The organism is Micromonospora sp. NPDC051227 (assembly GCF_044455385.1).
GTDB lineage: Bacteria > Actinomycetota > Actinomycetes > Mycobacteriales > Micromonosporaceae > Micromonospora.
The window spans coordinates 102,450-123,117 of record NZ_JBITET010000015.1; the positions used below are offsets into that span (position 1 = coordinate 102,450).

Annotated in this window: 21 protein-coding genes and 3 tRNA genes; 8 read left to right on the forward strand and 16 right to left on the reverse strand. The window is 71.5% G+C overall.

Translation table 11 applies throughout. The annotated features are described in order from the left end of the window. Window positions 1-2: 2 nt before the first annotated feature. Together leuD and leuC are read right to left on the reverse strand one after the other, a co-directional pair. A complete protein-coding gene (leuD, locus tag ACIA47_RS28065) occupies window positions 3-590 on the reverse strand; it encodes a 3-isopropylmalate dehydratase small subunit (RefSeq protein ID WP_396711377.1) in 588 nt (195 codons plus the stop codon). 14 nt (window positions 591-604) lie between these two features. After that, entirely contained in the window at window positions 605-2,050 is a 1,446-nt protein-coding gene (leuC, locus tag ACIA47_RS28070) for a 3-isopropylmalate dehydratase large subunit (RefSeq protein ID WP_145786806.1), read from the reverse strand. Between the two features lie 49 nt (window positions 2,051-2,099). Between leuC and ACIA47_RS28075 the strand changes: the two genes are divergently transcribed. Next, on the forward strand, window positions 2,100-2,786 hold the full coding sequence (locus ACIA47_RS28075) for an IclR family transcriptional regulator (protein ID WP_091393133.1): 687 nt from the start codon (window positions 2,100-2,102) through the stop codon (window positions 2,784-2,786). A 161-nt stretch (window positions 2,787-2,947) separates the two neighbouring features. Here ACIA47_RS28075 and ACIA47_RS28080 read toward each other — a convergent pair. The 4 genes from ACIA47_RS28080 to ACIA47_RS28095 all read right to left on the reverse strand — a co-directional run bounded on the left by ACIA47_RS28080 (window position 2,948) and on the right by ACIA47_RS28095 (window position 4,384). Beyond that, window positions 2,948-3,020: transfer RNA gene (locus ACIA47_RS28080), tRNA-Glu, on the reverse strand. Between the two features lie 173 nt (window positions 3,021-3,193). Continuing rightward, window positions 3,194-3,266 (reverse strand) — tRNA-Glu (locus ACIA47_RS28085). Window positions 3,267-3,400: 134 nt separating this feature from the next. After that, a tRNA-Gln gene (locus ACIA47_RS28090) sits at window positions 3,401-3,472 on the reverse strand. Window positions 3,473-3,580: 108 nt separating this feature from the next. Beyond that, complete coding sequence (locus tag ACIA47_RS28095; RefSeq protein WP_091393135.1) at window positions 3,581-4,384, reverse strand: fumarylacetoacetate hydrolase family protein; 804 nt, start codon at window positions 4,382-4,384, stop codon at window positions 3,581-3,583. Window positions 4,385-4,558: 174 nt separating this feature from the next. On the opposite strand from ACIA47_RS28095, the gene ACIA47_RS28100 reads away from it, so the two are divergent. Both ACIA47_RS28100 and ACIA47_RS28105 read left to right on the forward strand, forming a co-directional pair. Further along, on the forward strand, window positions 4,559-5,974 hold the full coding sequence (locus ACIA47_RS28100; protein ID WP_396711378.1) for a hypothetical protein: 1,416 nt from the start codon (window positions 4,559-4,561) through the stop codon (window positions 5,972-5,974). A 34-nt stretch (window positions 5,975-6,008) separates the two neighbouring features. Continuing rightward, a complete protein-coding gene (locus ACIA47_RS28105; RefSeq protein WP_396711379.1) occupies window positions 6,009-6,875 on the forward strand; it encodes a 3-methyladenine DNA glycosylase in 867 nt (288 codons plus the stop codon). A gap of 5 nt (window positions 6,876-6,880) precedes the next feature. On the opposite strand, the gene arfB is transcribed toward ACIA47_RS28105, so the two are convergent. The 7 genes from arfB to ACIA47_RS28140 all read right to left on the reverse strand — a co-directional run bounded on the left by arfB (window position 6,881) and on the right by ACIA47_RS28140 (window position 12,581). Then, window positions 6,881-7,306: an alternative ribosome rescue aminoacyl-tRNA hydrolase ArfB gene (gene arfB, locus ACIA47_RS28110; RefSeq protein ID WP_091393146.1), complete on the reverse strand. Its 426-nt coding sequence runs from the start codon at window positions 7,304-7,306 to the stop codon at window positions 6,881-6,883. A gap of 34 nt (window positions 7,307-7,340) precedes the next feature. Then, window positions 7,341-7,637 (reverse strand): hypothetical protein, encoded by a 297-nt coding sequence (locus tag ACIA47_RS28115; RefSeq protein WP_396711380.1) that lies wholly within the window; start codon window positions 7,635-7,637, stop codon window positions 7,341-7,343. Window positions 7,638-7,735: 98 nt separating this feature from the next. Next, the gene (locus ACIA47_RS28120) at window positions 7,736-8,590 is read right to left on the reverse strand and encodes a S1C family serine protease (RefSeq protein WP_396711381.1); all 855 of its coding nucleotides are present in this window, start codon (window positions 8,588-8,590) and stop codon (window positions 7,736-7,738) included. Window positions 8,591-8,628: 38 nt separating this feature from the next. Next, window positions 8,629-9,588, reverse strand: a complete 960-nt coding sequence (locus tag ACIA47_RS28125; protein ID WP_396711382.1) for a VWA domain-containing protein — start codon at window positions 9,586-9,588, stop codon at window positions 8,629-8,631. Further along, window positions 9,585-10,598 (reverse strand): DUF58 domain-containing protein, encoded by a 1,014-nt coding sequence (locus ACIA47_RS28130; protein WP_396711383.1) that lies wholly within the window; start codon window positions 10,596-10,598, stop codon window positions 9,585-9,587. Before ACIA47_RS28130 ends, ACIA47_RS28125 begins: the two co-directional genes overlap by 4 nt. Then, window positions 10,595-11,644, reverse strand: a complete 1,050-nt coding sequence (locus ACIA47_RS28135) for an AAA family ATPase (protein WP_396711384.1) — start codon at window positions 11,642-11,644, stop codon at window positions 10,595-10,597. Before ACIA47_RS28135 ends, ACIA47_RS28130 begins: the two co-directional genes overlap by 4 nt. 427 nt (window positions 11,645-12,071) lie before the next feature. Beyond that, a complete protein-coding gene (locus ACIA47_RS28140; protein ID WP_396711385.1) occupies window positions 12,072-12,581 on the reverse strand; it encodes a hypothetical protein in 510 nt (169 codons plus the stop codon). Between the two features lie 342 nt (window positions 12,582-12,923). On the opposite strand from ACIA47_RS28140, the gene ACIA47_RS28145 reads away from it, so the two are divergent. Further along, window positions 12,924-13,907 (forward strand): endonuclease/exonuclease/phosphatase family protein, encoded by a 984-nt coding sequence (locus tag ACIA47_RS28145; RefSeq protein ID WP_396711401.1) that lies wholly within the window; start codon window positions 12,924-12,926, stop codon window positions 13,905-13,907. Between the two features lie 170 nt (window positions 13,908-14,077). Here the strand turns inward: ACIA47_RS28145 and cimA are convergent, their stop codons facing one another. Next, window positions 14,078-15,661 (reverse strand): citramalate synthase, encoded by a 1,584-nt coding sequence (cimA, locus tag ACIA47_RS28150; RefSeq protein WP_396711386.1) that lies wholly within the window; start codon window positions 15,659-15,661, stop codon window positions 14,078-14,080. Between the two features lie 316 nt (window positions 15,662-15,977). On the opposite strand from cimA, the gene ACIA47_RS28155 reads away from it, so the two are divergent. From ACIA47_RS28155 to ACIA47_RS28170, 4 genes are all read left to right on the forward strand, one after another. After that, window positions 15,978-16,172: a hypothetical protein gene (locus tag ACIA47_RS28155; protein ID WP_396711387.1), complete on the forward strand. Its 195-nt coding sequence runs from the start codon at window positions 15,978-15,980 to the stop codon at window positions 16,170-16,172. Window positions 16,173-16,174: 2 nt separating this feature from the next. Continuing rightward, on the forward strand, window positions 16,175-16,705 hold the full coding sequence (locus ACIA47_RS28160) for a carboxymuconolactone decarboxylase family protein (protein WP_396711388.1): 531 nt from the start codon (window positions 16,175-16,177) through the stop codon (window positions 16,703-16,705). A gap of 165 nt (window positions 16,706-16,870) precedes the next feature. Further along, on the forward strand, window positions 16,871-17,329 hold the full coding sequence (locus ACIA47_RS28165) for a PRC-barrel domain containing protein (RefSeq protein WP_112582479.1): 459 nt from the start codon (window positions 16,871-16,873) through the stop codon (window positions 17,327-17,329). A gap of 57 nt (window positions 17,330-17,386) precedes the next feature. Beyond that, window positions 17,387-18,157 carry a tyrosine-protein phosphatase gene (locus tag ACIA47_RS28170; protein WP_396711389.1) on the forward strand — a complete coding sequence of 257 codons (771 nt, stop codon included), beginning with the start codon at window positions 17,387-17,389 and terminating at the stop codon, window positions 18,155-18,157. Window positions 18,158-18,223: 66 nt separating this feature from the next. On the opposite strand, the gene ACIA47_RS28175 is transcribed toward ACIA47_RS28170, so the two are convergent. Beyond that, the gene (locus ACIA47_RS28175) at window positions 18,224-19,321 is read right to left on the reverse strand and encodes a branched-chain amino acid aminotransferase (RefSeq protein WP_203120523.1); all 1,098 of its coding nucleotides are present in this window, start codon (window positions 19,319-19,321) and stop codon (window positions 18,224-18,226) included. 155 nt (window positions 19,322-19,476) lie between these two features. Beyond that, window positions 19,477-20,508: a 3-isopropylmalate dehydrogenase gene (locus ACIA47_RS28180; protein WP_396711390.1), complete on the reverse strand. Its 1,032-nt coding sequence runs from the start codon at window positions 20,506-20,508 to the stop codon at window positions 19,477-19,479. Window positions 20,509-20,668: the final 160 nt, after the last annotated feature.

A 20,668-nucleotide genomic window follows, 5' to 3' on the forward strand; every position in this document is an offset into this window, starting at 1 on the left:
GGCTATGCCACGGAGGGCAGGAACGGCAACCGGCGCGCCTCGTAGGAGTCGATGTCGGCGGCGTGGCGGAGGGTGAGTCCAATGTCGTCGAGGCCTTCCAGGAGCCGCCAACGGCTGAAGTCGTCCAGCGGGAACGACCAGCTCGCGTCCCCCGCCCGGAGCTGGCGGGCGGTCAGGTCGACGGTCACCGCAGAGGTCGGATCCGCCTCGACCAGATCCCACAACTCTTCGACGGCTTTCAATTCCAACTCGACCGGCAACAGACCCTCCTTGAGGGCGTTGCCGCGGAAGATGTCACCGAAGCGCGGGGCCACCACGGCACGGAAGCCCCAGTCCCGTAGCGCCCAGACGGCGTGCTCCCGGGAGGAGCCGGTGCCGAACTCCGGGCCGGCGATGAGGATCGACGCCCCGGAATAGCTTTCATCGTTGAGCACGAATGCCGGATCTTCCCGCCAGGCGCTGAACAGTCCGTCGGCGAAGCCCGTCCGGGTCACCCGCTTGAGGTACACGGCGGGGATGATCTGATCGGTGTCCACGTTGGACCGGCGCAGCGGCACGGCGGTGCCGGTGTGGGTGGTGAACTTGTCCATCTCGTCGGTCCCTTCTACAGGTCGGCGGGGGCGGCCAGCCGGCCGACCACGGCGGTGGCGGCGGCCACCGGCGGGGAGACCAGGTGGGTACGCCCACCCCGGCCCTGACGGCCCTCGAAGTTGCGGTTCGAGGTGGAGGCGGAGCGCTCGCCCGGCTTCAGCGTGTCGGGGTTCATCCCCAGACACATGGAGCAGCCGGCGAACCGCCACTCGGCCCCGGCGTCGGCGAAGACCTTGTCCAGCCCTTCGGCCTCGGCGGCCTCGCGCACTGCTGCGGAGCCGGGCACCACGAGCATCCGGACGCCGTCGGCGACCCGGTGGCCACGCAGCACGTCGGCGGCGGCCCGTAGGTCCTCCAGGCGACCGTTGGTGCACGACCCCACGAAGACGACGTCGATGGGCAGCTCCCGCAGCGGGGTGCCGGGGCGCAGGTCCATGTACTCCAGGGCCCGGCGGGCAGCGGTGCGCTCCGAGTCGGTGGTGAACTCCTCGGGGTCCGGCACCGGGGCGCTCAGCGGCGCACCCTGCCCGGGGTTGGTGCCCCAGGTGACGAAGGGGGTGATCTGGCTGGCGTCCAGGGTCACCTCGGCGTCGAAGCGCGCGCCCTCGTCGGTGGGCAGCGTCCGCCACCACGCCACCGCCGCGTCCCAGTCCGCGCCCTGCGGCGCGTTCGGTCGACCCTTGAGGTACGCGAAGGTGGTCTCGTCCGGCGCGATCATGCCGGCCTTGGCACCCCACTCGATGGACATGTTGGCGATGGTCATTCGCCCCTCCATGGAGAGGGCGCGGATCGCCTCGCCGCGGTACTCGACGATGTGCCCGCGACCTCCACCGGTGCCGACCTGCGTGATCAGCGCGAGCACCAGGTCCTTGGCGGTCACGCCGGGCGCCAGCTGGCCGGTAACGTTCACTGCCATCGTCTTCGGCCGGCTCTGCGGCAGCGTCTGGGTGGCCAGCACGTGCTCCACCTCGCTGGTGCCGATACCGAAGGCGAGCGCGCCGAAGGCACCGTGGGTGGCGGTGTGCGAGTCGCCACAGACGATCGTCAGGCCCGGCTGGGTGAGACCGAGCTGCGGGCCGATCACGTGCACGATGCCCTGGTTGTCGTCGCCGAGCGGGTGCAGTCGCACCCCGAACTCGGCGCAGTTGCGGCGCAACGTCTCGATCTGCGTACGCGACGTGGGGTCCGCGATGGTGAGCAGGTCACCACGGCGGAGGCGGAACGCCGGGTCGGCGTACCCGGTCGGGGTGTTGTGGTCCTCGGTCGCGAGGGTCAGGTCGGTACGACGCACCCGGCGCCCGGCGAGCCGCAGCCCGTCGAACGCCTGCGGGCTGGTCACCTCGTGCAGCAGGTGCAGGTCGATGAAGAGCAGGTCCGGCTCACCAGCGGCGGACCGTACGACGTGCGCGTCCCAGACCTTCTCGGCCAGGGTCCTCGGCTCAGGAGTGACTCCCACCATCTGGACATCCTAAATTCTGGGAGGTAAGTTTCGGCTTGTGGGACACAGTATGAGCGGTGTCGGCGTTCTCGACAAGGCGGTGGTCATCCTGGCCGCCTGCGTGGACGGCGCCAGCCTGGCCGAACTCGTCGAACGCACCAAGCTGCCCCGGGCCACAGCACATCGCCTGGCCCAGGCCCTGGAGATCCACCGAATGCTGGTGCGTGACACCCAGGGCAGATGGCGGCCCGGCCCCCGACTGGGCGAGCTGGCCAATGCCGCACCGGACGTTCTGCTGACCGCCGCCGAGCCGCTGCTGGCCGCGCTGCGCGACGCCACCGGTGAGAGCGCGCAGCTCTATCTTCGCCGCGCCGACGAGCGGATCTGCGTGGCGGCGGCGGAACGCGCCAGCGGTCTACGGGACACCGTTCCGGTCGGCTCGGTGCTGCCGATGACGGCTGGCTCCTCGGCCCAGATCCTGCTCGCCTGGGAGCCGCCGGAGGCGGTGATGCCGCTGCTGCCGCGCAGCAAGTTCACCGGCCGCACCCTCGCCGAGGTACGCCGTCGCGGCTGGGCGCAGAGCGTCGCCGAGCGGGAGGCCGGTGTGGCGAGCGTCTCCGCCCCGATCCGCGACCGCACCGGCCGGGTCATCGCCTCGGTCAGCATCTCCGGCCCGATCGAGCGCCTGGGCCGCCGTCCCGGCGAACGCCACGCCATGGCCGTAGTAAGAGCCGGTCAACGCCTATCCGGCCTCTAACCCCCGCCCCGGCTCCCGCCCCGCTCCGCGTTGATCATGAAGTTGTTGCCATCGACCTCGGCGGGGCGTGGGCACCAACTTCATGATCAACGCGGATGTGGGCAGGGGTTGTGGGGCAACGAGAAAGGCTCGTCACGCTTTGCGTGACGAGCCTTTGGTTGTAGCCCCGACCGGATTCGAACCGGCGCTACCGCCTTGAGAGGGCGGCGTCCTGGGCCGCTAGACGACGGGGCCAGAACTTTTCCGTTCACCACCCTCGCGGGCGGTGCGAATGTAGTCTAGCGGCACCGTACCCGGGCATGAGCGCGGGGTGCGCTGTCACTTGAGGGCCCGACGGGGGCCGGAACGGGCCCGGCGGCGGACACGAAACAGCCCGCCTCACGAGGTGAGACGGGCTGCGCACGCTGTAGCCCCGACCGGATTCGAACCGGCGCTACCGCCTTGAGAGGGCGGCGTCCTGGGCCGCTAGACGACGGGGCCAGAACAACTTTTGCTCCCCCACCTTAGCGGTGGAGGAGCTGCACTCTACCGAAGACCACCCTCCGCCCCCGAAGGGGCGGAGTCGAACTCCGTCAGAATCCAGCGTCTGGAAATTCTCGCGAATTCCAGCAGCGCTGGGGTACCAGGACTCGAACCTAGACTAACTGAACCAGAATCAGTCGGGCTGCCAATTACCCCATACCCCATTGGCCCCTTGCGGCGCCGGGAGTGAACTTTACCCTCCCGGTGCCGGCAGGCCAAATCCGATCCCCCCGAACCACTCGTGAGCTGCGGAAACAGGGGCATCAGACGGATCAGGCGACGGGCACCACCGGGTTGGTGAGCTCGCCGATGCCGTCGATCCGCACGGTGACGGTATCCCCCTCGACAAGCGGGCTAACCCCGGCTGGAGTGCCGGTGAGAACGACGTCGCCGGGCAGCAGAGTCATCACGTGCGAGATGTACGACACCAGACCCGGCACGTCGAAGACCATGTCCTTCGTCCGGCCGAGTTGGCGCACCTCCATCTCCTCCGGGTTGCGACCCACCTCACACCGGATCTCCAGGTCGGAGACGTCCAGCCCGGTGGTGATCCACGGGCCGATCGGGCAGAACGAGTCGAAGCCCTTGGCCCGGGTCCACTGCCCGTCCGAACGCTGGAGGTCCCGAGCGGTGACATCGTTGGCGCAGGTGTAGCCGAAGATGGCGCGTTCGGCGGCAGCGCGGTCGGCACGGCGCGCACCCGGCGCGCCGATCACGACCGCCAGCTCCGCCTCGTGCTCGACCTGCTTGGAGAAGATCGGCAGCCGGATGGCGTCCCGGGGGCCGATCACCGAGGTGGACGGCTTGAGGAAGAGCAGCGGCTCCTTGGGCACCTCGTTGCCGAGCTCGGCGGCGTGGTCGGCGTAGTTGCGGCCGACGCAGACGACCTTGCTGGGCAGGATCGGCGAGAGCAGCCGGACGTCGGAGAGGGCCCAGCGGGCCCCGCTGAAGGAGAGATTGCCGAACGGGTGGCCCTCGATCTCGGCGATGGTCAGGCCCTGCGGCCCGGCCTCCGCTTCGCCTTCGACGGCACCGAACGACATTCCCTTGGCATGGGCGAAACGAGCGATACGCACCCGGCCAATCTAGCGCCGCCGACGCCCCAACCGGCCAGGACCGGCAGTCGGGTGTGCTCAACCCGTCAGTGCGCGGCACCCTACCGGAGCCGGAGGTGACCGGGGCTGGCTTCTCGACTTCGTACCCGCACGGTGGCGGCTCGCCCCTAGCGTCGGCTCCGGAGGTTCGTTCGTATGCCTGCATCGACACGACACCACAGAGCCCTCGCAGTGTTCGTGCACTGCCTCGGCATCCTCGCCGCCGTGCCGGCCCTGCCGTCGGCGGCTCCGGAGGCGGCGGCCGCGCCACGACCACCGGCCGCCACGCCACAACCGACGGCGACCGCGCCACCACCGGCCGCCACGCCAGCACCAGCGGGAACCCGGCCGCCGGTGGCGATGGTCGCGCGGGTGACCGAGCCCACCCCGCCCTCGGCGCCACCGGCGATGGCACCACCGACCCGGGCACCGGCGTCGGCGCCCCCGCAACAGGTCACGGTGGCGGTCGCGACGGAGAGCACCCCGGCACCGAGGTACCGGATCCAGGTGCGCAACGTGAGCAACTCGCCGCTGGAGACCACCGTGCGTCAGGAACTGCCGCCCGGCTCGTCGACCACCGCGATCAGCGGTGGTGGCCGGTCCACCCCGGCCGGCGGATCGGCCACCGAGGTGACCTGGCGGTTGCGGCTGCCCGCGCACAGCACCACCACCCTGGGCACCGCGCTCGCGGCGACCGCGCCGGGCCGGCCGCTGACCGCGCCGACGTGCGCGTTCACCAGTGACGGCAGCCGGCCGTACGACTGCGCCACTGCCACCTGGCAGGCGGCAGCGGCACCGGCGGCCGAGGTGACCGAGGCACCGCCGTGGCGCCGCTACCCGGTGCTGCTCGCCGGACTGGCGGTCCTGCTGCTGATCAGCGCCGCCCTGGTGTGGGTGTGGCGACGTCGGCGCGGGCGGCGGGTGACAGCTGCCGCACTCTCCACCGGCGGCGGCGAGGGTGGCCGCGGGACGGTCTACCCACGCCCGGCAGCCCCGAGTCCGGTGCGGCGTCGGCGTACCCCGCCGGTCTGGATGTTGGTGGGCGCCGCCGTCGTGGTGCTGGCCGGTGTGGTCGGCACCGCGGGTTGGACGGCGACCCGGCAGGTCGCGGCGATCGACACGCAGAAGCAGCCCACCAGCGGCGCGTGGGTGGGCACCGGGGTCAACGGGTCGCTGGGCGTGCCGCTGCGCGAGTCGGCGTTCGAGTTCACCGTGTACCGGATGACCTGCGGCGCGCCCGGCACCGCCGGGAAGGCCGACGGCGGCGGTGCCGCACCGGCCAACGGACGACGCTGCCAGGCCACAGTGGGTGTGCGCAACGTCACCGGCGACCACCAGCCCTGGCACAGCGAGCTGCAACGGGCGTACCTGCCGGGTGGCCGCTGGGTGAGCACCGACGAGGCGGCCACCCGGACGGCGAACCTGGGTCGGGACGTCTTCGCCGACCCGATGGCGGCGGGCACCCGAATGGTGCTCCCGCTGGTCTTCACCGTCGACGGGCGGGACCCGCCCCAGCAGCTGGAGCTGCGCAGCGGGGTGTTCTCCGCCGGAGTCCGAGTGCAGATGCCCTGACCGGTGTGCGGGCGGCGGTCGTACCCTGGGGTGCGTGACCGCCGCCCTCGCCCCCGCCGTGCTCGACGCGACGCAGTGGCAGGCCCGCCGACGGGCCCACGAGGAGCGGGTGGACGTCTGGCTGACCCCGCACCTGGCCCGGCGACGACGCGGTGAGCGGCATCCGGTGGCCGATTTCCTGTTCACCTACTACTCGCACCGCCCGGCCCAGCTGCGGCGCTGGCATCCGGGGCCCGGGGTCGAGCTGCGCGACGCCGATCCGGCCGAGTTCGGCCGCGACTACCGCGCCGGCACCGCCGGGGTCACCCTCGACACCGAGGGGGTACGCGCCCGGCGCGGCGAGTCGATCGCCTGGATCCGCTCCCTCCTGGTGGCGACGCGTGGACGTGCGGCGCACTTCGGCTGCTTCGGGATGCACGAGTGGGCGATGGTCTACCGGCAGACCCGGGAGGAGTTGCGGCACAACGCCTGGCCGCTGCGGCTCAGCGCGGAACGCACCGCCGAGGTCGTCGAGGAGCGGGGCGTGCGGTGCAGCCACTTCGACGCGTTCCGGTTCTTCACCCCGCCGGCCCGCCCGTTGAACCTGCTCACCCCGACCCGGGAGACGCAGCACGCGCACGAGCAGCCGGGCTGCCTGCACGCCAACATGGATCTGTACAAGTGGGCGTACAAGTTGTCGCCGTTGGTCCCCTCGGAGCTGGTGGCCGACGCGTTCGACCTGGCCCGGGACATCCGCACGCTGGACATGCGGGCCAGCCCGTACGACCTGGCGGCACTCGGCTACCCGCCGGTGCGGGTGGAGACCCCGGACGGCCGGGCGGAGTACGCGGCAGCCCAGCGCGGGTTCGCCGAGCGGGCCGCCGTGCTGCGCGACCGGCTGCTCGCCGCCGTCCCGGACTAGCCGGATCAGTCGTCGTCGGCGCGGCGGTCCCGTTTGCGCTGGGACTGGCGTTTCTTCTCGGCGAGCCGGCGTTCCTTGGCCCCGCGGGACGGGCGGGTCGCCCGGCGGGCCGGCGGTGGCGGCGCGGCGGCCTCCCGCAGCAGGGCGGTCATCCGTGCCCGGGCCGCCTCCCGGTTGGCCAGCTGGGCCCGGTGCTCGCTGGCGGCGATCGTCAGCACCCCGTCGACGAGGCGGTTGGCCAGCCGGGCCAGCGCCCGCGGTCGCAGCCACTCGGGCACGGCCGGCGAGTTGGCCACGTCGTAGCTCAGCTCGACCCGGGAGTCCGCGGTGTTCACACCCTGCCCGCCCGGCCCCGACGAGCGGGAGAAGCGCTCCCGTAGCTCCCCGGCGGGGACGACCCACCGGTCGGTCACCCGCAGTCCGTCGTCCACGCTCCGAGGCTAACCCGCGACGACCCGCCAGGGGTCATCGGTGCGGAGGCTCACTCCGCGTCGGGGACTGGGTGGGCGCCGGCCCGGCGCTCTCCTCGTCGGAGCCGACGGCCGCGTACGCCACCGCGCCGAAGAGGAGCACCCCGATCACCGCGGCCTTCACGACGACGCCGCGGATCAGCGACCAGGCGCCCCGGCGGGCGCCTGGCACCGATTTCTTGACGGTCTGGTAATCGTTCCACCCACGTCGTGCCCGGGCGTACGCCGACCCCACTGCACATCCGATGACCAGGCCCACCAGCAGGAGGACCGTGAGAAGAGGACGCTCCACCTCCGCCAGTATCCATACCGAACGTAATATTTCCATGGTCCGATGCCGTCGGGCCGGATATCCGACAGTGGCGGCCCCCGTCAGGGCGTTCGGGCAGCTCAGCCGCCCTTGCCGATGATCGTGTCGGCGGTCTGCTGCACCTGGTCGATCGGGATGGCGAACCCGATGCCGATCGAGCCGTTTCCGTCGATGGTGGCGATGGCGGTGTTCACCCCGACCACCTCCCCGCGCGCGTTGACCAGTGGCCCACCGGAGTTGCCGGGGTTGATGGACGCATCCGTCTGCACCGCGCTGTGCCGGTTGTTGCCGAGCCGCACCTGCCGGTCGAGCGCGCTGACGATGCCCGCGGTGACCGTTCCGGTCAGACCGAGCGGCGACCCCACCGCGAGCACCGGCTCACCGACCCGGGTCGCACCCGGCTTGGCCAGGGGCAGCGGGGTGAGACCGGCCGATGCCGGCACCTTCAGCACCGCCAGGTCGCTGCGCGGCTCCCGTCCGACCACCTCGGCGGCGAACCTGCGGCCGTCGGGCAGCTCCACTGTCACCGGCCCGCCACCGCCCTTGGCCAGGATGTGGTCGTTGGTGATCAGATGCTGCTGGTCGTCCACGGCGAAGCCGGAGCCGGTCGCGGACCCACTGGTCGCGCCGCCGGCCAGCACCGACACCACCCCGGGTACGGTCCGCTCGGCCGCGGTGACCAGCTCGGCCGGCACCGGGGCGGCGGACGCCGCAGCCGGGCCCCCAGCCCCGTCCCGGCTGGCCACCACACCGCCGGCGAGAGCACCGGAGACGGCCGAGACCGCCACCACGGCCAACACGGCGAGCAGCCGCCCGGGCCGTCGCCCGCCCGGGTCGCGCTCGGGCGCGTCCCACCACCCGCGCCCGTCCGGGTCGAGTTCCGGTGAGATGAACCAGGGACCGCGCGGTTCGCCCAGTCCGGTCTGCACTGCCATGCGTACTCCTCACTGTCGACGTCGGTTGTGCGCGGCGGTCAGGGCAGCCGGGAGAACCAGCGCATCGAGCCGGCGGCGGCACCCATCGCGAACACCAGTCCGAGGCCGATGAACCGGGCCGAGATGTCCTGCCGCTCGGTGCGGTAGCCGACCGAACTGCCGATGTCGTCGTAGACGGCCCGCAGCTCGTCGGTGGTGCTGGCCTCGTGGAAGATGCCGCCGGTCTCCTCGGCGACCGCCTTGAGGGTCTGTCCGTCCACCGGCACCTGGATGGGCCGTCCGCCTCGGTCGACGAACCCGGACGGGGTACCGAACGAGATCGAGTGCACCGGCACCTCCGCCTTCACCGCTTCCGCGGCCGCCTCCATCGGGTCCATCCCGGAGGTGTTGGCACCGTCGGAGAGCAGGATGACCCGAGCGGGTGGGGTCTCCTTCGCGGCCTCGCTGTCCAGGCTCTTGACCGCGCCGAGCGAGGTGTTGATGGCCTCGCCGATCGCGGTGCCCTGGACACCGGTGATGCCCTCGGCGAGCCGGTCGATCCCCTCGTCGAGGGCGTCCCGGTCGGTGCCCGGGGGCACCAGCACGGCGGCACTGCCGGCGAACGCGACGAGACCCACGTTGAACTCGTCGGGCAGGCCCTCGACGAAGCGCCGGGCGGCCTCCTTCGCCGCGGCCAACCGGTCCGGTTCGACGTCGGTGGCGAGCATCGACGTGGAGACGTCCACCGCCACCATCACCGTGGCCCGTTCCCGGGGCACCCGGACCTCGGCGCTCGGTCGGGCGAAGCCGACCACGAGCAGCGCCAGCATGGCCAGGAAGAGCCCGGCCGGTACGTGCCGACGCCAGGCGGGCCGCTCCGGTGCCACCCGGTCCAGCAGCCGCAGGTTGGTGAAGCGGACCGCGTACCGGCTGCGTCGTCGCTGCATCACCAGGTACGCGACGACCAGGGCGAGCACGCCGAGCAGCAGCCAGAGCCGCAGCGGCGACTGCCAGATCACGCGGCACCTCCCCGGGGCCGGCCGACCGGCGCGGCGGCCAGCCGACGTTGGGCGTGCACGTGCCGGACGATGTCAGCGCTCCAGTCGCCGTCGGTGCGCAGCGGCAGATGGGTGGCCCCGCTGCGGCGCAGCGCCTGGTGGACCTGTTCGCGCTGGGCGGCGGCGGCCTCGGCGTACCGCTCGCGCAGCCCACGGTCCGATGTGCACACCTCACGGTGCCTACCGGTCTCCGGGTCGACGAGCGTGATCAGGCCGACGTCAGGTAGTTCCAGCTCACGCGGGTCGGTCACCTCGATCGCCAGCACCTGGTGCCGGACGGCCAGCCGGCGCATGGTCCGCTCCCAGGGTGCTGTCTGGCCGGGGTCGTCGGGCAGGCCGTCGAGGAAGTCGGAGACCACCACGACCAGCCCACGCCGGTTGGCGATCCGGTGCAGCGCGTCGAGGCCGTCGGCCAGATCGGGCGGTCGGGCCGCCGACCCGCGCCCCGGCCGGTCGGTGGGCGCGGTGGCCCGGGGAGCGGCGAGCAGCGCGCGGAGCAGGGCAAGCAGATGGGTACGCCCGCTGCGGGCCGGGAAGCGGCGTACCCCGTCGGCGCGCAGCACCTGTGCGCCGAGGCGGTTGCCAACGCCCGCGGTCAGGAAGCCGACCGCCGCGACGGCGGCCACCGCCAGTTCCCGTTTGTCCAGCTCGGCGGTGCCGAACTCCATGCTGGCGCTGCCGTCTACGAGCAGCCAGGTGGTCAGTTCCCGGTCGGCGTCGACCTGCCGGACGTGCGGCACGGCGGTCCGGGCGGTCACCGCCCAGTCCATCCGGCGGACCTCGTCCTCGCCCGGCCGGTATTCGCGACTGCCGGAGGGTTCACTGCCAGGACCGGGCAGCAGACCACGGTACTGGCCGTGCAGCAGGCCGTTGAGTCGGCGCGTGACGGTCAGCTCCAGGCGGCGCAGGCGCTGGTCCGGGGCCAGCTCGGCCAGGCCGGGGTCGGCGGGCGCGACGGTGGCGCGTCTCATGCCGCCGCCAGATCCGGTGTCTGCTGCGGGTGTCCGCTGGCCAGCCGGGGCGGCGGCACCGCCTCGACGAGCCGTCGCACCACGCTCTCGGCCGACACTCCGTCGGCCACCGCGTCGAAGGAGAGCACCAGCCGGTGGGCGAGGACGTCGACGGCAAGCTCACGGACGTCCTCGGGCAGCACGTACTCCCGCCCTCGCAGCAGGGCCTGCGCCCGGGCGGCCGCGACCAGGCCCAGGGTGGCCCTGGGGCTGGCACCGTACGCCAACAGTGGGGCGATCTCGGGCAGCCCGAACCGGCCCGGGTCGCGGGTGGCGAGGATGAGCCGCACCACGTACTCGGCCAACGCGTGGTGGACGAAGACCCGCTCGGCCTGGATCTGGAGGTCCCGCAGCCGTTGCGCGTCGAGCACCTGGCGCGGGGTCGGCCGGTCGGTGCTCATCCGGTAGAGGATGGCCAGTTCGTCGGCGTCGCTGGGGTAGTCGACCACCACCTTCATCAGGAACCGGTCACGCTGTGCCTCCGGGAGTTGGTAGACCCCCTCGGACTCGATCGGGTTCTGAGTGGCCAGCACCAGGAACGGCTCCGGCACCGGCCAGCTGCGCCCGCCGATCGAGACCTGCCGTTCGGCCATCGCCTCCAGTAGCGCCGACTGGACCTTGGCCGGGGCCCGGTTGATCTCGTCGGCCAGCACCAGGTTGGCCATGATCGGCCCCAGTTCGATGTCGAAGGTCTCCTTGGACGCCCGGTAGATCCGGGTGCCGACGATGTCGGAGGGCACCAGGTCCGGGGTGAACTGAATCCGGGAGAAGGTGCCGCCGACCACTGTCGCGAGGGTCTGCGCGGCCAGTGTCTTGGCCACGCCGGGTACCCCCTCCAGGAGGCAGTGTCCGTTGGCGACCAGGGCGGTGAGCAGGCGTTCGACGAGGCGATCCTGCCCGACGATCACGCGTTTGACCTCGAAGAGGGTCTGTTCCAGCTCGATGCCGGTCGGCTCCGGATCGACCGGGCTGGGCATGCTGGCCAGGGTGTCCGAGATGTCCGTCACGGTGCTTGCTTCCCGGGCACAGGCTCGGCAAACGTGGGATTGTGCGGCCCGGACCGGCCCGGAGTGGGCGGAATGGGGATGAGCCGCGCGGAAGGGTGACGACCGCCGCGAGTCTGCCGAGGAGTGACCAACCGGCAAGCGACCGGCCAGGGAGCGCCGATCGGCGCGAGCCGGGTCAAAGGACGCACACCATCAAGCGACCGGCCACGGAGAGTCCGACGGGCGAGCCGGTGAAGGACGCCTACGTGATCCACTCGCGTTCACGGAAATCGGGGTATCCCGGGTCCCCGGACACACCGACTTCCCGAAACCCGAGTCGATCAATGCCCGGACCCGGCTGGCCGAGGTGCAGCCGGCGAGTCCCGCGCTGAGTGGACAAGGTCCGGCCCCCGTCGCCGTGGGCGACGGGGGCCGGGTGTCGGTTCGGTCAGGGCGTGTGGGTGAGCAGGGTGAAGCCCAGGTCAGCCGGGGTCCCGGCCGAGTTGCGGGTCTGCACGAAGACCGCGTTGGGCGTGCTCAGCCGCGGAGCCACCGAGACCTCGCCAGCCGGCGGAATGCAGCAGGCGTCGGACCGCGAGATGGTGGCCAGGAAGGCACCGGCCGAGACGGTGTAGCCGAACTGCACCTCGTACTGGCCGGGGCCGTACTTGATCACGGTGCCGGTGCCGCGCGCCTTGGTGCCGTTGGAGTTGACGACGGTGAAGGCGTTGGTGGCCACCAGCGTGGTGGCCGCACCCGCCTTCAGCGCAGCCTTGGCCTTGCGCGCCGACTCGGCGGTGACCGGAGGCTGGGCGTTCGTGTCGCGTGCCGCCGGTTGGGCGGCCTCCTGCGGCGCCTTCGCCGACGGCTGGGCGATAGCGATGCCCCCGCCGGCCAAACTGAGTGCCAGGACGGCGAACGTGACCGCTGCCGCCTTGCGTCGGAAGGATGTTCTCATGACAGGTCCCCCTTGTGTGACCGTGCGAATTCGGCCGACCCGCGGGGCGGGACGGATAACTGCCCATAAAAATGGCGTACGACGACAGCCGGGCGGAAGAAAGCTGCCTCGCCCACACCCGACGAGATTGATTCTCTAGCAATCCGCATCCCCCCTGAGCTGCGATTACTACTCAGAGTTGCGTCGTTTAAGCCAGATGGAACGTAGCACCAGAAAAAGCCGCCAGTCAATAGTTGATCTCGCTTTTCCAGGGTGTCAACCAACCGTCAGATAATTGTGAAATGTGAGCGCATCACCATTCATGAAATGGGTTCTCCGGGCCCGACTACGATCATCGTCGTGATCATCGACGCTCCACCCGCGCACCGGAACGCTCGGCTCGGTACGGCGCTCTGCTGGCTTGCCGTCGTACCCACCGCCCTCTGGGCGGCCGCCCGACTGCTCGGCCTGGACCGGGGGCCGTTGGTGCAGGCGCTCGCCTTCACGCCGTACGTCGCGGGCGCCAGCGTGCTGGTCCTGGCCCTCGCGCTCACCCTGCGGCGCTGGTGGCCGGCGGCGCTCGCGGCCCTGGCTGCGATGGCGTTGCTCGGCACCGTCGCCCCTCGGGCGCTGGCCAACCCGCAGCCGGCGGCGGCCGGACCGACCGTGCGGCTCCTCACCGCCAATCTGCTCGCCGGCGCCGGCGACGCGCGGACACTGGTGGAGCTGGTCCGGCGACACCAGGTGGACGTGCTCACCGTGCAGGAGTTCACGCCGGACGCGCAGGCCGCCCTGGATCAGCTCGGCCTGTCCACGCTGCTGCCGCACCGGCAGCTCAACCCGGAGGTCGGCACCACCGGCTCCGGGCTCTACTCGCGGTGGCCGATCAGCGACGGCGGCGTCCGGCGCAACCTCGACGGCTGGGGTTTCAGCCAGGCGTACGCGACGGTGTCTGTCCCCGGCGGGCCTCCGGTCCGCGTCGAGTCGGCCCACCCCTCGGCGCCGTACGCGCTGGACCAGGTCGGTGCCTGGCGTGCCGACCTGACCGCCCAACCACCGGCCACCCCGGACGGTGGCCTGCGAATCCTCGCCGGGGATTTCAACGCGACCCTCGACCACAGTCCACTGCGGGCCCTGCTGCGCAGCGGTTACGTCGACGCCGCCGACGCCACCGGAGAGGGCCTGACCGGCACCTGGGGTCCGTACGACGGCGACCTCATCCCACCCGTCACCATCGACCACGTTCTGGTCGACCACCGGATAGCGGTCCACTCGGTGCGGGTGTTCGCCCTACCCGGCAGCGACCACCGCCCCGTCCAAGCCACCCTCACCCTCCCCACCCCGTAACCCACCCCACCCCGTAACCCACCCCACCCCGCTCCACCCCCCACCCCACCCCGTGGATCTTGCATTTACTGTCCCGGCATCAGCGGCAAAAGCCGCATACCGTCGACACAAAGTGCAAGATCGCGAGAGTGGGGGGTGGGGTGGGGGTGGGGTGGGGGTGGGGGTGGGGGTTAGACGGAGGTGGGGGCCAGGCCGTAGGTGAGGGCGTCTACCAGGGCGTGCCAGCTGGCCTCGACCACGTTGGGGTGGACGCCTACCGTGGTCCAGTCCCGGCCACCGCCGTCGGAGGTTTCCAGCAGGACCCGGGTGACCGCGCCGGTGCCGTGGCTGCCCTCCAGGATGCGCACCTTGTAGTCGGCCAACTCGAAGTCGCGCAGCTGCGGATAGTGCCGCGCCAGCCCCACCCGCAGCGCCTCGTCGAGGGCGTTGACCGGGCCGTTGCCCTCGGCGGTGGCGATCACCCGCTCACCGCGAACCCGGATCTTGACGGTCGCCTCGGAGACCACCGCGCCGTCCTCGCGGTGCTCGACCAACACCCGGTACGACTCCAGGGTGAACGGTCGGGCCGGGCTGCCCTCCGGCAGCTCGGAGCGGACCAGCAGCTCGAAGGAGGCATCGGCCGCCTCGAAGGACCAGCCACCCGCCTCCAGCTCCTTGACCCGCTTGGTGACCCGGGTCAGGGCGTCCGGGCTGCCGGCCAGGTCCAGGCCGAGCTCACGACTCTTGAGCTCGACGCTGGCCCGACCGGCCATCTCGGTGACCAGGATCCGCATGTCGTTGCCCACCACCGACGGGTCCACGTGGTTGTAGAGCAACGGGTCGACCTTGATCGCGCTCGCGTGCAACCCCGCCTTGTGGGCGAAGGCAGCGGCCCCGGCGTACGCCTGGTGGGTGTCGGGGGCGATGTTGGCGATCTCGGCGATGGCGTGCGAGACCCGCACCATCTGCGCCAGGCAGCCCTCCGGTAGGACGGGCATGCCGAGCTTGAGTTGGAGGTTGGCGACGACCGCGAAGATGTCCGCGTTGCCCGGGCGTTCGCCGTACCCGTTGGCGGTGCCCTGCACGTGGCGGACGCCCGCCTCCACGGCGGCGATCGTGTTGGCAACCGCGCAGGCGGTGTCGTTCTGGGCGTGCATTCCGAGCAGCCCGGCGTCGATCCCCAGCCTGTTCGTCAGGTCTTGGATCACGGCGGTCACCTGGGACGGCAGCATGCCGCCGTTGGTGTCGCAGAGCACCATCCGCTCGGCGCCGGCGGCGAGCGCGGTCTGCACCACGGCAGCGCCGTACGCGGGGTCGTGCCGGTAGCCGTCGAAGAAGTGTTCGCCGTCGACGAAGACCCGTCGACCCTCGCGGACGAGGTGGTTGACGGTGTCGTGGATCATCGCGAGGTTCTCCGCGCCGGTGGTGCGCAGCGCGCGTTCGACGTGCCGGGTGTCGGCCTTGGCGACCAGGGCCACGGCCGGGGTCTGCGCGTCCAGCAGGGCGCGCACCTGGGGGTCGTCCGCGACCGCAACGCCGGCCTTGCGGGTGGCGCCGAACGCGACGAGTACGGCGTGCCGCAGGTCCAGCTCGGTGCGGGCGCGGCGGAAGAACTCGGTGTCCTTGGGCACCGCGCCCGGCCAGCCGCCCTCGATGAAGCCGACGCCGAACTCGTCGAGCAGCCGGGCCACAGCCAGCTTGTCGACCACCGAGTAGGTGAGCCCCTCGCGCTGAGCGCCGTCGCGCAACGTGGTGTCGAAGACCTGGAACGTCATCAGGATCCTTTCTCGGAGCAACAAAAAGACCTCCCGCGGATGCGGGAGGTCTGCGCGCTCGGCAGAGGGGAGAGCCGGCGCGCTAGGTCGCAATAATCAGGGCGGTACTGGTCACGGTGGCCACTCTGCCACTCCTCCCCCGAATTTGGGAGGACCAATCCACATAGCGGGATGGTGACGGAGGGTTCTTTCACCCCTGACCACCGCTCGTGATCGGCTTCACAAGCCACCGGGCCACTCATCGGGGGAAACAGCCATGCGGAAGCATCTGGAGCGGATCCGATGATGGCCACCGTGCCGTCTGCAAGGAGGACCTGTGCTCACCGTCAGTGACCGCTTACCTGAGCACGGACTCGCCGCCTGCGTATCGCTGGGCGCCACCAACGCGTCCAGGACGATCAACCACACGTCCCACGAGGGCACGTGGTGTGTGGTCTTCGTCGGGCCGATGGATTTCACCTCCATCAGCCCGACGGAGATCGCCGACGAGACCCCCGCCGCTGGAGTCTGACCATGGGCCTGGACGCGATCAAGGCAGCCCTGCCGGAGTACGCCAAGGACATCAGGCTCAACCTGGGCTCCACCGTCGGCTCCTCGGCGTTGACCCCGGCACAGACCTGGGGCACCGCGCTGGCCTGTGCGGTGACCGCCCGCAACCCGTTGGTGCTGCGGGAGATCGCGGCCGAGGCGCTCGGGCACCTCGGGCCGGAGGGTGTCGAGGCGGCCAAGGGCGCTGCGGCGATCATGGCGATGAACAACATCTACTACCGGGCCAAGCACCTGATCGGCGACGAGCAGTACGCCTCGATGCCGGCCCGACTGCGGATGCAGATCATCGCGAGGCCGGGGGTGGACAAGGGCGACTTCGAGCTCTGGTGTTTCGCCGTGTCGGCCATCCCTGGCTGTGGGGTGTGCCTGGAGTTGCACGAGAAGAAGCTGCGCGGCAGCGGCTTCACCGGCGAGCAGCTGCACGAGGCCCTGCGGATCTCCGCCGTGGTGCACGCCGCCGCGGTCACCCTGGACGCCGAGGCCGCACTGGCCTGATCACGTACGTCCCGACGTGCCGATGCCGCACCTCGCTGCCTCGGCCCCTGCCGACCCGCGCTCCGGCCCGTCGCCGTGCCGCGCCTGTCCCCGTTTCCGGCCCCCGACGGCCGGGTAGCTCCTGCGGAGACGTGAGTTGATCGGTGACAGTCAGGAGTGAACGGCATGGACAGGATCGATCCGCACGCCACCCACGCCGGGCCGGACCCGCTGCGCGGCGGCGACCAGGGCACGGTGCCCGGTGGCGCGCCGGCCGGCACGTTCGACCCCTGGCGCTACCGGGACCAGGCCGGCGTGGCCGACGTCGACCTGGTCGGCTACAAGGTCGAGGCCACCGACGGTGGAATCGGCAAGATCGACAGCGCCAGCCACGAGGTGGGCGGCAGCTACCTGGTCGTGGACACCGGTCCCTGGATCTTCGGCAAGAAGGTGATGTTGCCGGCCGGCACCGTCAATCAGGTCGACCACGACCAGCGCACCGTCTCCGTCGACCGGACCCGGGACCAGATCAAGGCCGCCCCGGAGTACGACGAGACCAGCCACAGCGACCCGAGCTACCGGGATCAGCTCGGTGGCTACTACGACGAGACGTACGGTGCGCTTCCGCCCGGCACGGCACGCTGACGGTACGGCCCCGACGGCCGGTGGGGAGCGGACCCCGCCGGCCGTTACCGTGAGGGCGTGGACGCCATCGACGACAGCCGACAGATTCCGCTCCCCGCCACCTTCAACTTCCGCGACGCCGGCGGCTACCTCGGGCACGGCGGCCGACCCGTACGCCGTGGTCGGCTCTACCGCTCCGACTCGCTGCACCGCCTCACCGAACAGGACCGGGACGCGTTCGTCGCGATCGGCATCCGCACCGTCATCGACCTGCGCCGCCCCACTGAGGTGGAGCGGGACGGCCGGGTGCCGGCATACCAGGGGTTGACCTACCGGCACATCCACCCGGAGCACGACGAGTGGGCGGGCGTGCCGCACGAGGAGGGCGCGAGCCTGGCCCGGTACCTCGCGGACCGGTACGCCGCCCTGGCGCAGACCGGCACCGCCGGCCTGGCCGAGGCCGTCGGGCTGATCGCCGACTCCGCCAACGCCCCGGTGGTCGTGCACTGCGTGGCCGGCAAGGACCGCACCGGCATCGTCTGCGCGCTGACCCTCGCCGTGCTCGGCGTCGACGACGCGGACATCACCGCGGACTACGCGCTCAGCAGCGAGGCGTCGGCCCGGTACAGCGCGTGGCTGGCCTCCATCAACCCGGACGGAGTGGAGGTGCCGGCGCCGTTCTTGGCCTCACCCGCCGAGGCGATGCAGATCTTCCTCGACGAGCTGCGCGCGGGGCACGGTTCGGTCGAGGCGTACCTGCGCCACGCCGGGGTGACCGACGAGCAGCTCGCCGCGCTCCGCGACCACCTGCTCGACGAGCCCACCGAGGCGCAGTCCACCGACGCGTAGTCCACCGACGCGTAGGGCCGACTGCACCGGCCCGTCCGGGTGGACGGGCCGGCGCAGCGGCGGAGATCAGAAGACCCGCTGCACCCAGCCGTGCGGGTCGGCCGCCTTGCCCCGCTGGATGTCGACCAGCTGCTGACGCAGGGCCATGGTGACCCGACCGGGTTCGCCACCGCCGATCAGGAACTCACCGTCCGGGAAGCGGACCCCACCGATCGGGGTGACCACCGCGGCGGTGCCGCAGGCGAACACCTCCTTCAGGCGTCCGCTGGCGGCGTCGGCCTGCCAGTCGGCGAAGCTGACCGGCCGCTCCTCGACCTGGTGTCCGGCCGCGCCGGCCAGCGTGAGAACGGCGTCGCGGGTGATGCCCGGCAGGATCGTGCCGGTCAACGGTGGGGTGACCACAGTGCCGTCGTCGTAGACGAAGAAGACGTTCATGCCGCCCAGTTCGTCGACGAACCGGCGCTCCACCGCGTCCAGGAAGACGACCTGGTCGCAGCCGGCCTCGATGGCCTCTGCCTGGGCCGCGAGCGACGCGGCGTAGTTGCCGCCGCACTTGGCCGCGCCGGTGCCACCGGGCGCGGCCCGGGTGTAGTCCGGAGAGACCCAGACGGTGACCGGCTTGACGCCACCGGTGAAGTACGCCCCGACCGGTGAGGCGATCACCATGTAGAGGTACTCGTTGGCCGGGCGGACGCCGAGGAAGACCTCGCTGGCGAACATGAACGGCCGCAGGTAGAGGCTGCCGTCCTCGCCGGTGGGGATCCACTCCCGGTCGATCTCGATGAGCTTGTGCAGGGAGTCGACGAACACCTCCGGCGGCAGCACCGGCATCGCCATCCGCTGCGCGGAGGTGGCGAAGCGGGCCGCGTTGGCGTCCGGCCGGAACATCGTCACGCCACCGTCGGCCGTGCGGTACGCCTTGAGCCCCTCGAAGATCTCCTGCGCGTAGTGCAGCACCGCGCTGGCCGGGTCCATCGGGATCGGGGCACGGGCTTCCACCCGGGGGTCGTACCAGCCCTTGCCGTCGGCGTAGCGGACGGTGACCATGTGGTCGGTGAAGACCCTGCCGAACCCGGGGTTGGTCAGCAGTGCGGCCCGATCGGCGGCGGATACCGGCGCGAGATTCGGACGGATCTCGAAGTCGAGCTTGTCACCACCGCTCATCGCGCTGACCTCCCTGCGGGACAACGGCATGCGGGACCGCACACCGACATGGCTGTGCCAGAAACCTACCCCGAACGGTCGTTAAGCGGGTAGCGCCGGTCGGGCTGCCCGTGGCAGACCAGCCTCAGGGCCGGTCGCCACTCGGGCCGGGGTGATCAGGCTACAGCGTGGGCGGCGAGCCGGTCGCCGACCTCTTCGGTACGCAGCTTTACGCCCGGCACCCGGCTGGCCAGCTCGGCGGCGACCGCCGCGTTGACCCGGGCGGCCGACTCGCTGTGCCCGAGCTGCTCCAGCAGCAACGCGGCGGAGAGCACCGCGGCGACCGGGTCGGCGATGCCCTGCCCGGCGATGTCCGGCGCCGAGCCGTGCACCGGCTCGAACATCGAGGGGTACGCCCCCTCGGGGTTGATGCAGCCGCTGGCGGCCAGCCCGATGCCGCCGGTGACGGCCGCGGCGATGTCGGTGAGGATGTCGCCGAAGAGATTGTCGGTGACCACCACGTCGTAGCGCTGCGGCTGAGTGACCAGGAACATGGCCGCGGCATCGACGTGCTGGTACTCGGTCTCGATGTCCGGGTGCTCGGCGGCGACCGCGTCGAACGTACGCGCCCAGAGCGACCCGGCGTGGGTGAGCACATTGGTCTTGTGCACGAGGGTGACCTTGCGCCGCTCCCGGCGGCCGGCGCGGGCGAACGCGTCGCGGATCACCCGCTCCACGCCGTGCCGGGTGTTCAGGCTCTCCTCGGTGGCGACCTCGGCCGGGGTGTCCCGGTGCAGGGAACCACCGGCACCGGCGTAGAGCCCCTCGGTGCCCTCGCGCACCACCACGAGGTCGACCTCGCCCGGCTTCACGTTGCCCAGCGGGCCGGCGACCCCGGGCCAGAGCCGGGACGGGCGCAGGTTGACGTACTGGTCGAAGGCGAACCGGAGCTTGAGCAGCAGTCCTCGCTCGAGCACACCCGGCGGAACGGTCGGGTCACCGACCGCGCCGAGCAGGATGGCGTCGTGCCCGGCCAGCTCGGTCAGCACCGAGTCGGGCAGCACCTCTCCGGTACGGTGCCAGCGGGCGGCGCCAAGGTCGTACTCGGTGGCCTGCACGTCGGGCAGCACCGCGTCGAGGACCTTGCGGGCCTGCGCGACCACCTCGGGCCCGATGCCGTCTCCGGCCACCACCGCGATCCGCGCCACGACCGCACTCCTCTGCTCAACGGTTCCGTTCGGGCAACGGTACGTCGCCGTCCCGCCTCCCGGTACGCTGCGTCCACAATTTGGGATCGAGAATGCACAGCACCCTCTCAGCTGGGACTCATGGGGCGGTCATCTCCGCTGCCTACGGTAGTGCTCAGTG

What these genes read in the sequence shown, in the direction of transcription:
- leuD (WP_396711377.1), bottom strand. Translation starts at nt 590, where the DNA reads ATGGACAAGTTCACCACCCACACCGGCACCGCCGTGCCGCTGCGCCGG.
- leuC (WP_145786806.1), bottom strand. Translation starts at nt 2,050, where the DNA reads ATGGTGGGAGTCACTCCTGAGCCGAGGACCCTGGCCGAGAAGGTCTGG.
- ACIA47_RS28075 (WP_091393133.1), top strand. Translation starts at nt 2,100, where the DNA reads ATGAGCGGTGTCGGCGTTCTCGACAAGGCGGTGGTCATCCTGGCCGCC.
- ACIA47_RS28100 (WP_396711378.1), top strand. Translation starts at nt 4,559, where the DNA reads ATGCCTGCATCGACACGACACCACAGAGCCCTCGCAGTGTTCGTGCAC.
- ACIA47_RS28120 (WP_396711381.1), bottom strand. Translation starts at nt 8,590, where the DNA reads ATGGCAGTGCAGACCGGACTGGGCGAACCGCGCGGTCCCTGGTTCATC.
- ACIA47_RS28130 (WP_396711383.1), bottom strand. Translation starts at nt 10,598, where the DNA reads ATGAGACGCGCCACCGTCGCGCCCGCCGACCCCGGCCTGGCCGAGCTG.
- ACIA47_RS28140 (WP_396711385.1), bottom strand. Translation starts at nt 12,581, where the DNA reads ATGAGAACATCCTTCCGACGCAAGGCGGCAGCGGTCACGTTCGCCGTC.
- cimA (WP_396711386.1), bottom strand. Translation starts at nt 15,661, where the DNA reads ATGACGTTCCAGGTCTTCGACACCACGTTGCGCGACGGCGCTCAGCGC.
- ACIA47_RS28160 (WP_396711388.1), top strand. Translation starts at nt 16,175, where the DNA reads ATGGGCCTGGACGCGATCAAGGCAGCCCTGCCGGAGTACGCCAAGGAC.
- ACIA47_RS28165 (WP_112582479.1), top strand. Translation starts at nt 16,871, where the DNA reads ATGGACAGGATCGATCCGCACGCCACCCACGCCGGGCCGGACCCGCTG.
- ACIA47_RS28175 (WP_203120523.1), bottom strand. Translation starts at nt 19,321, where the DNA reads ATGAGCGGTGGTGACAAGCTCGACTTCGAGATCCGTCCGAATCTCGCG.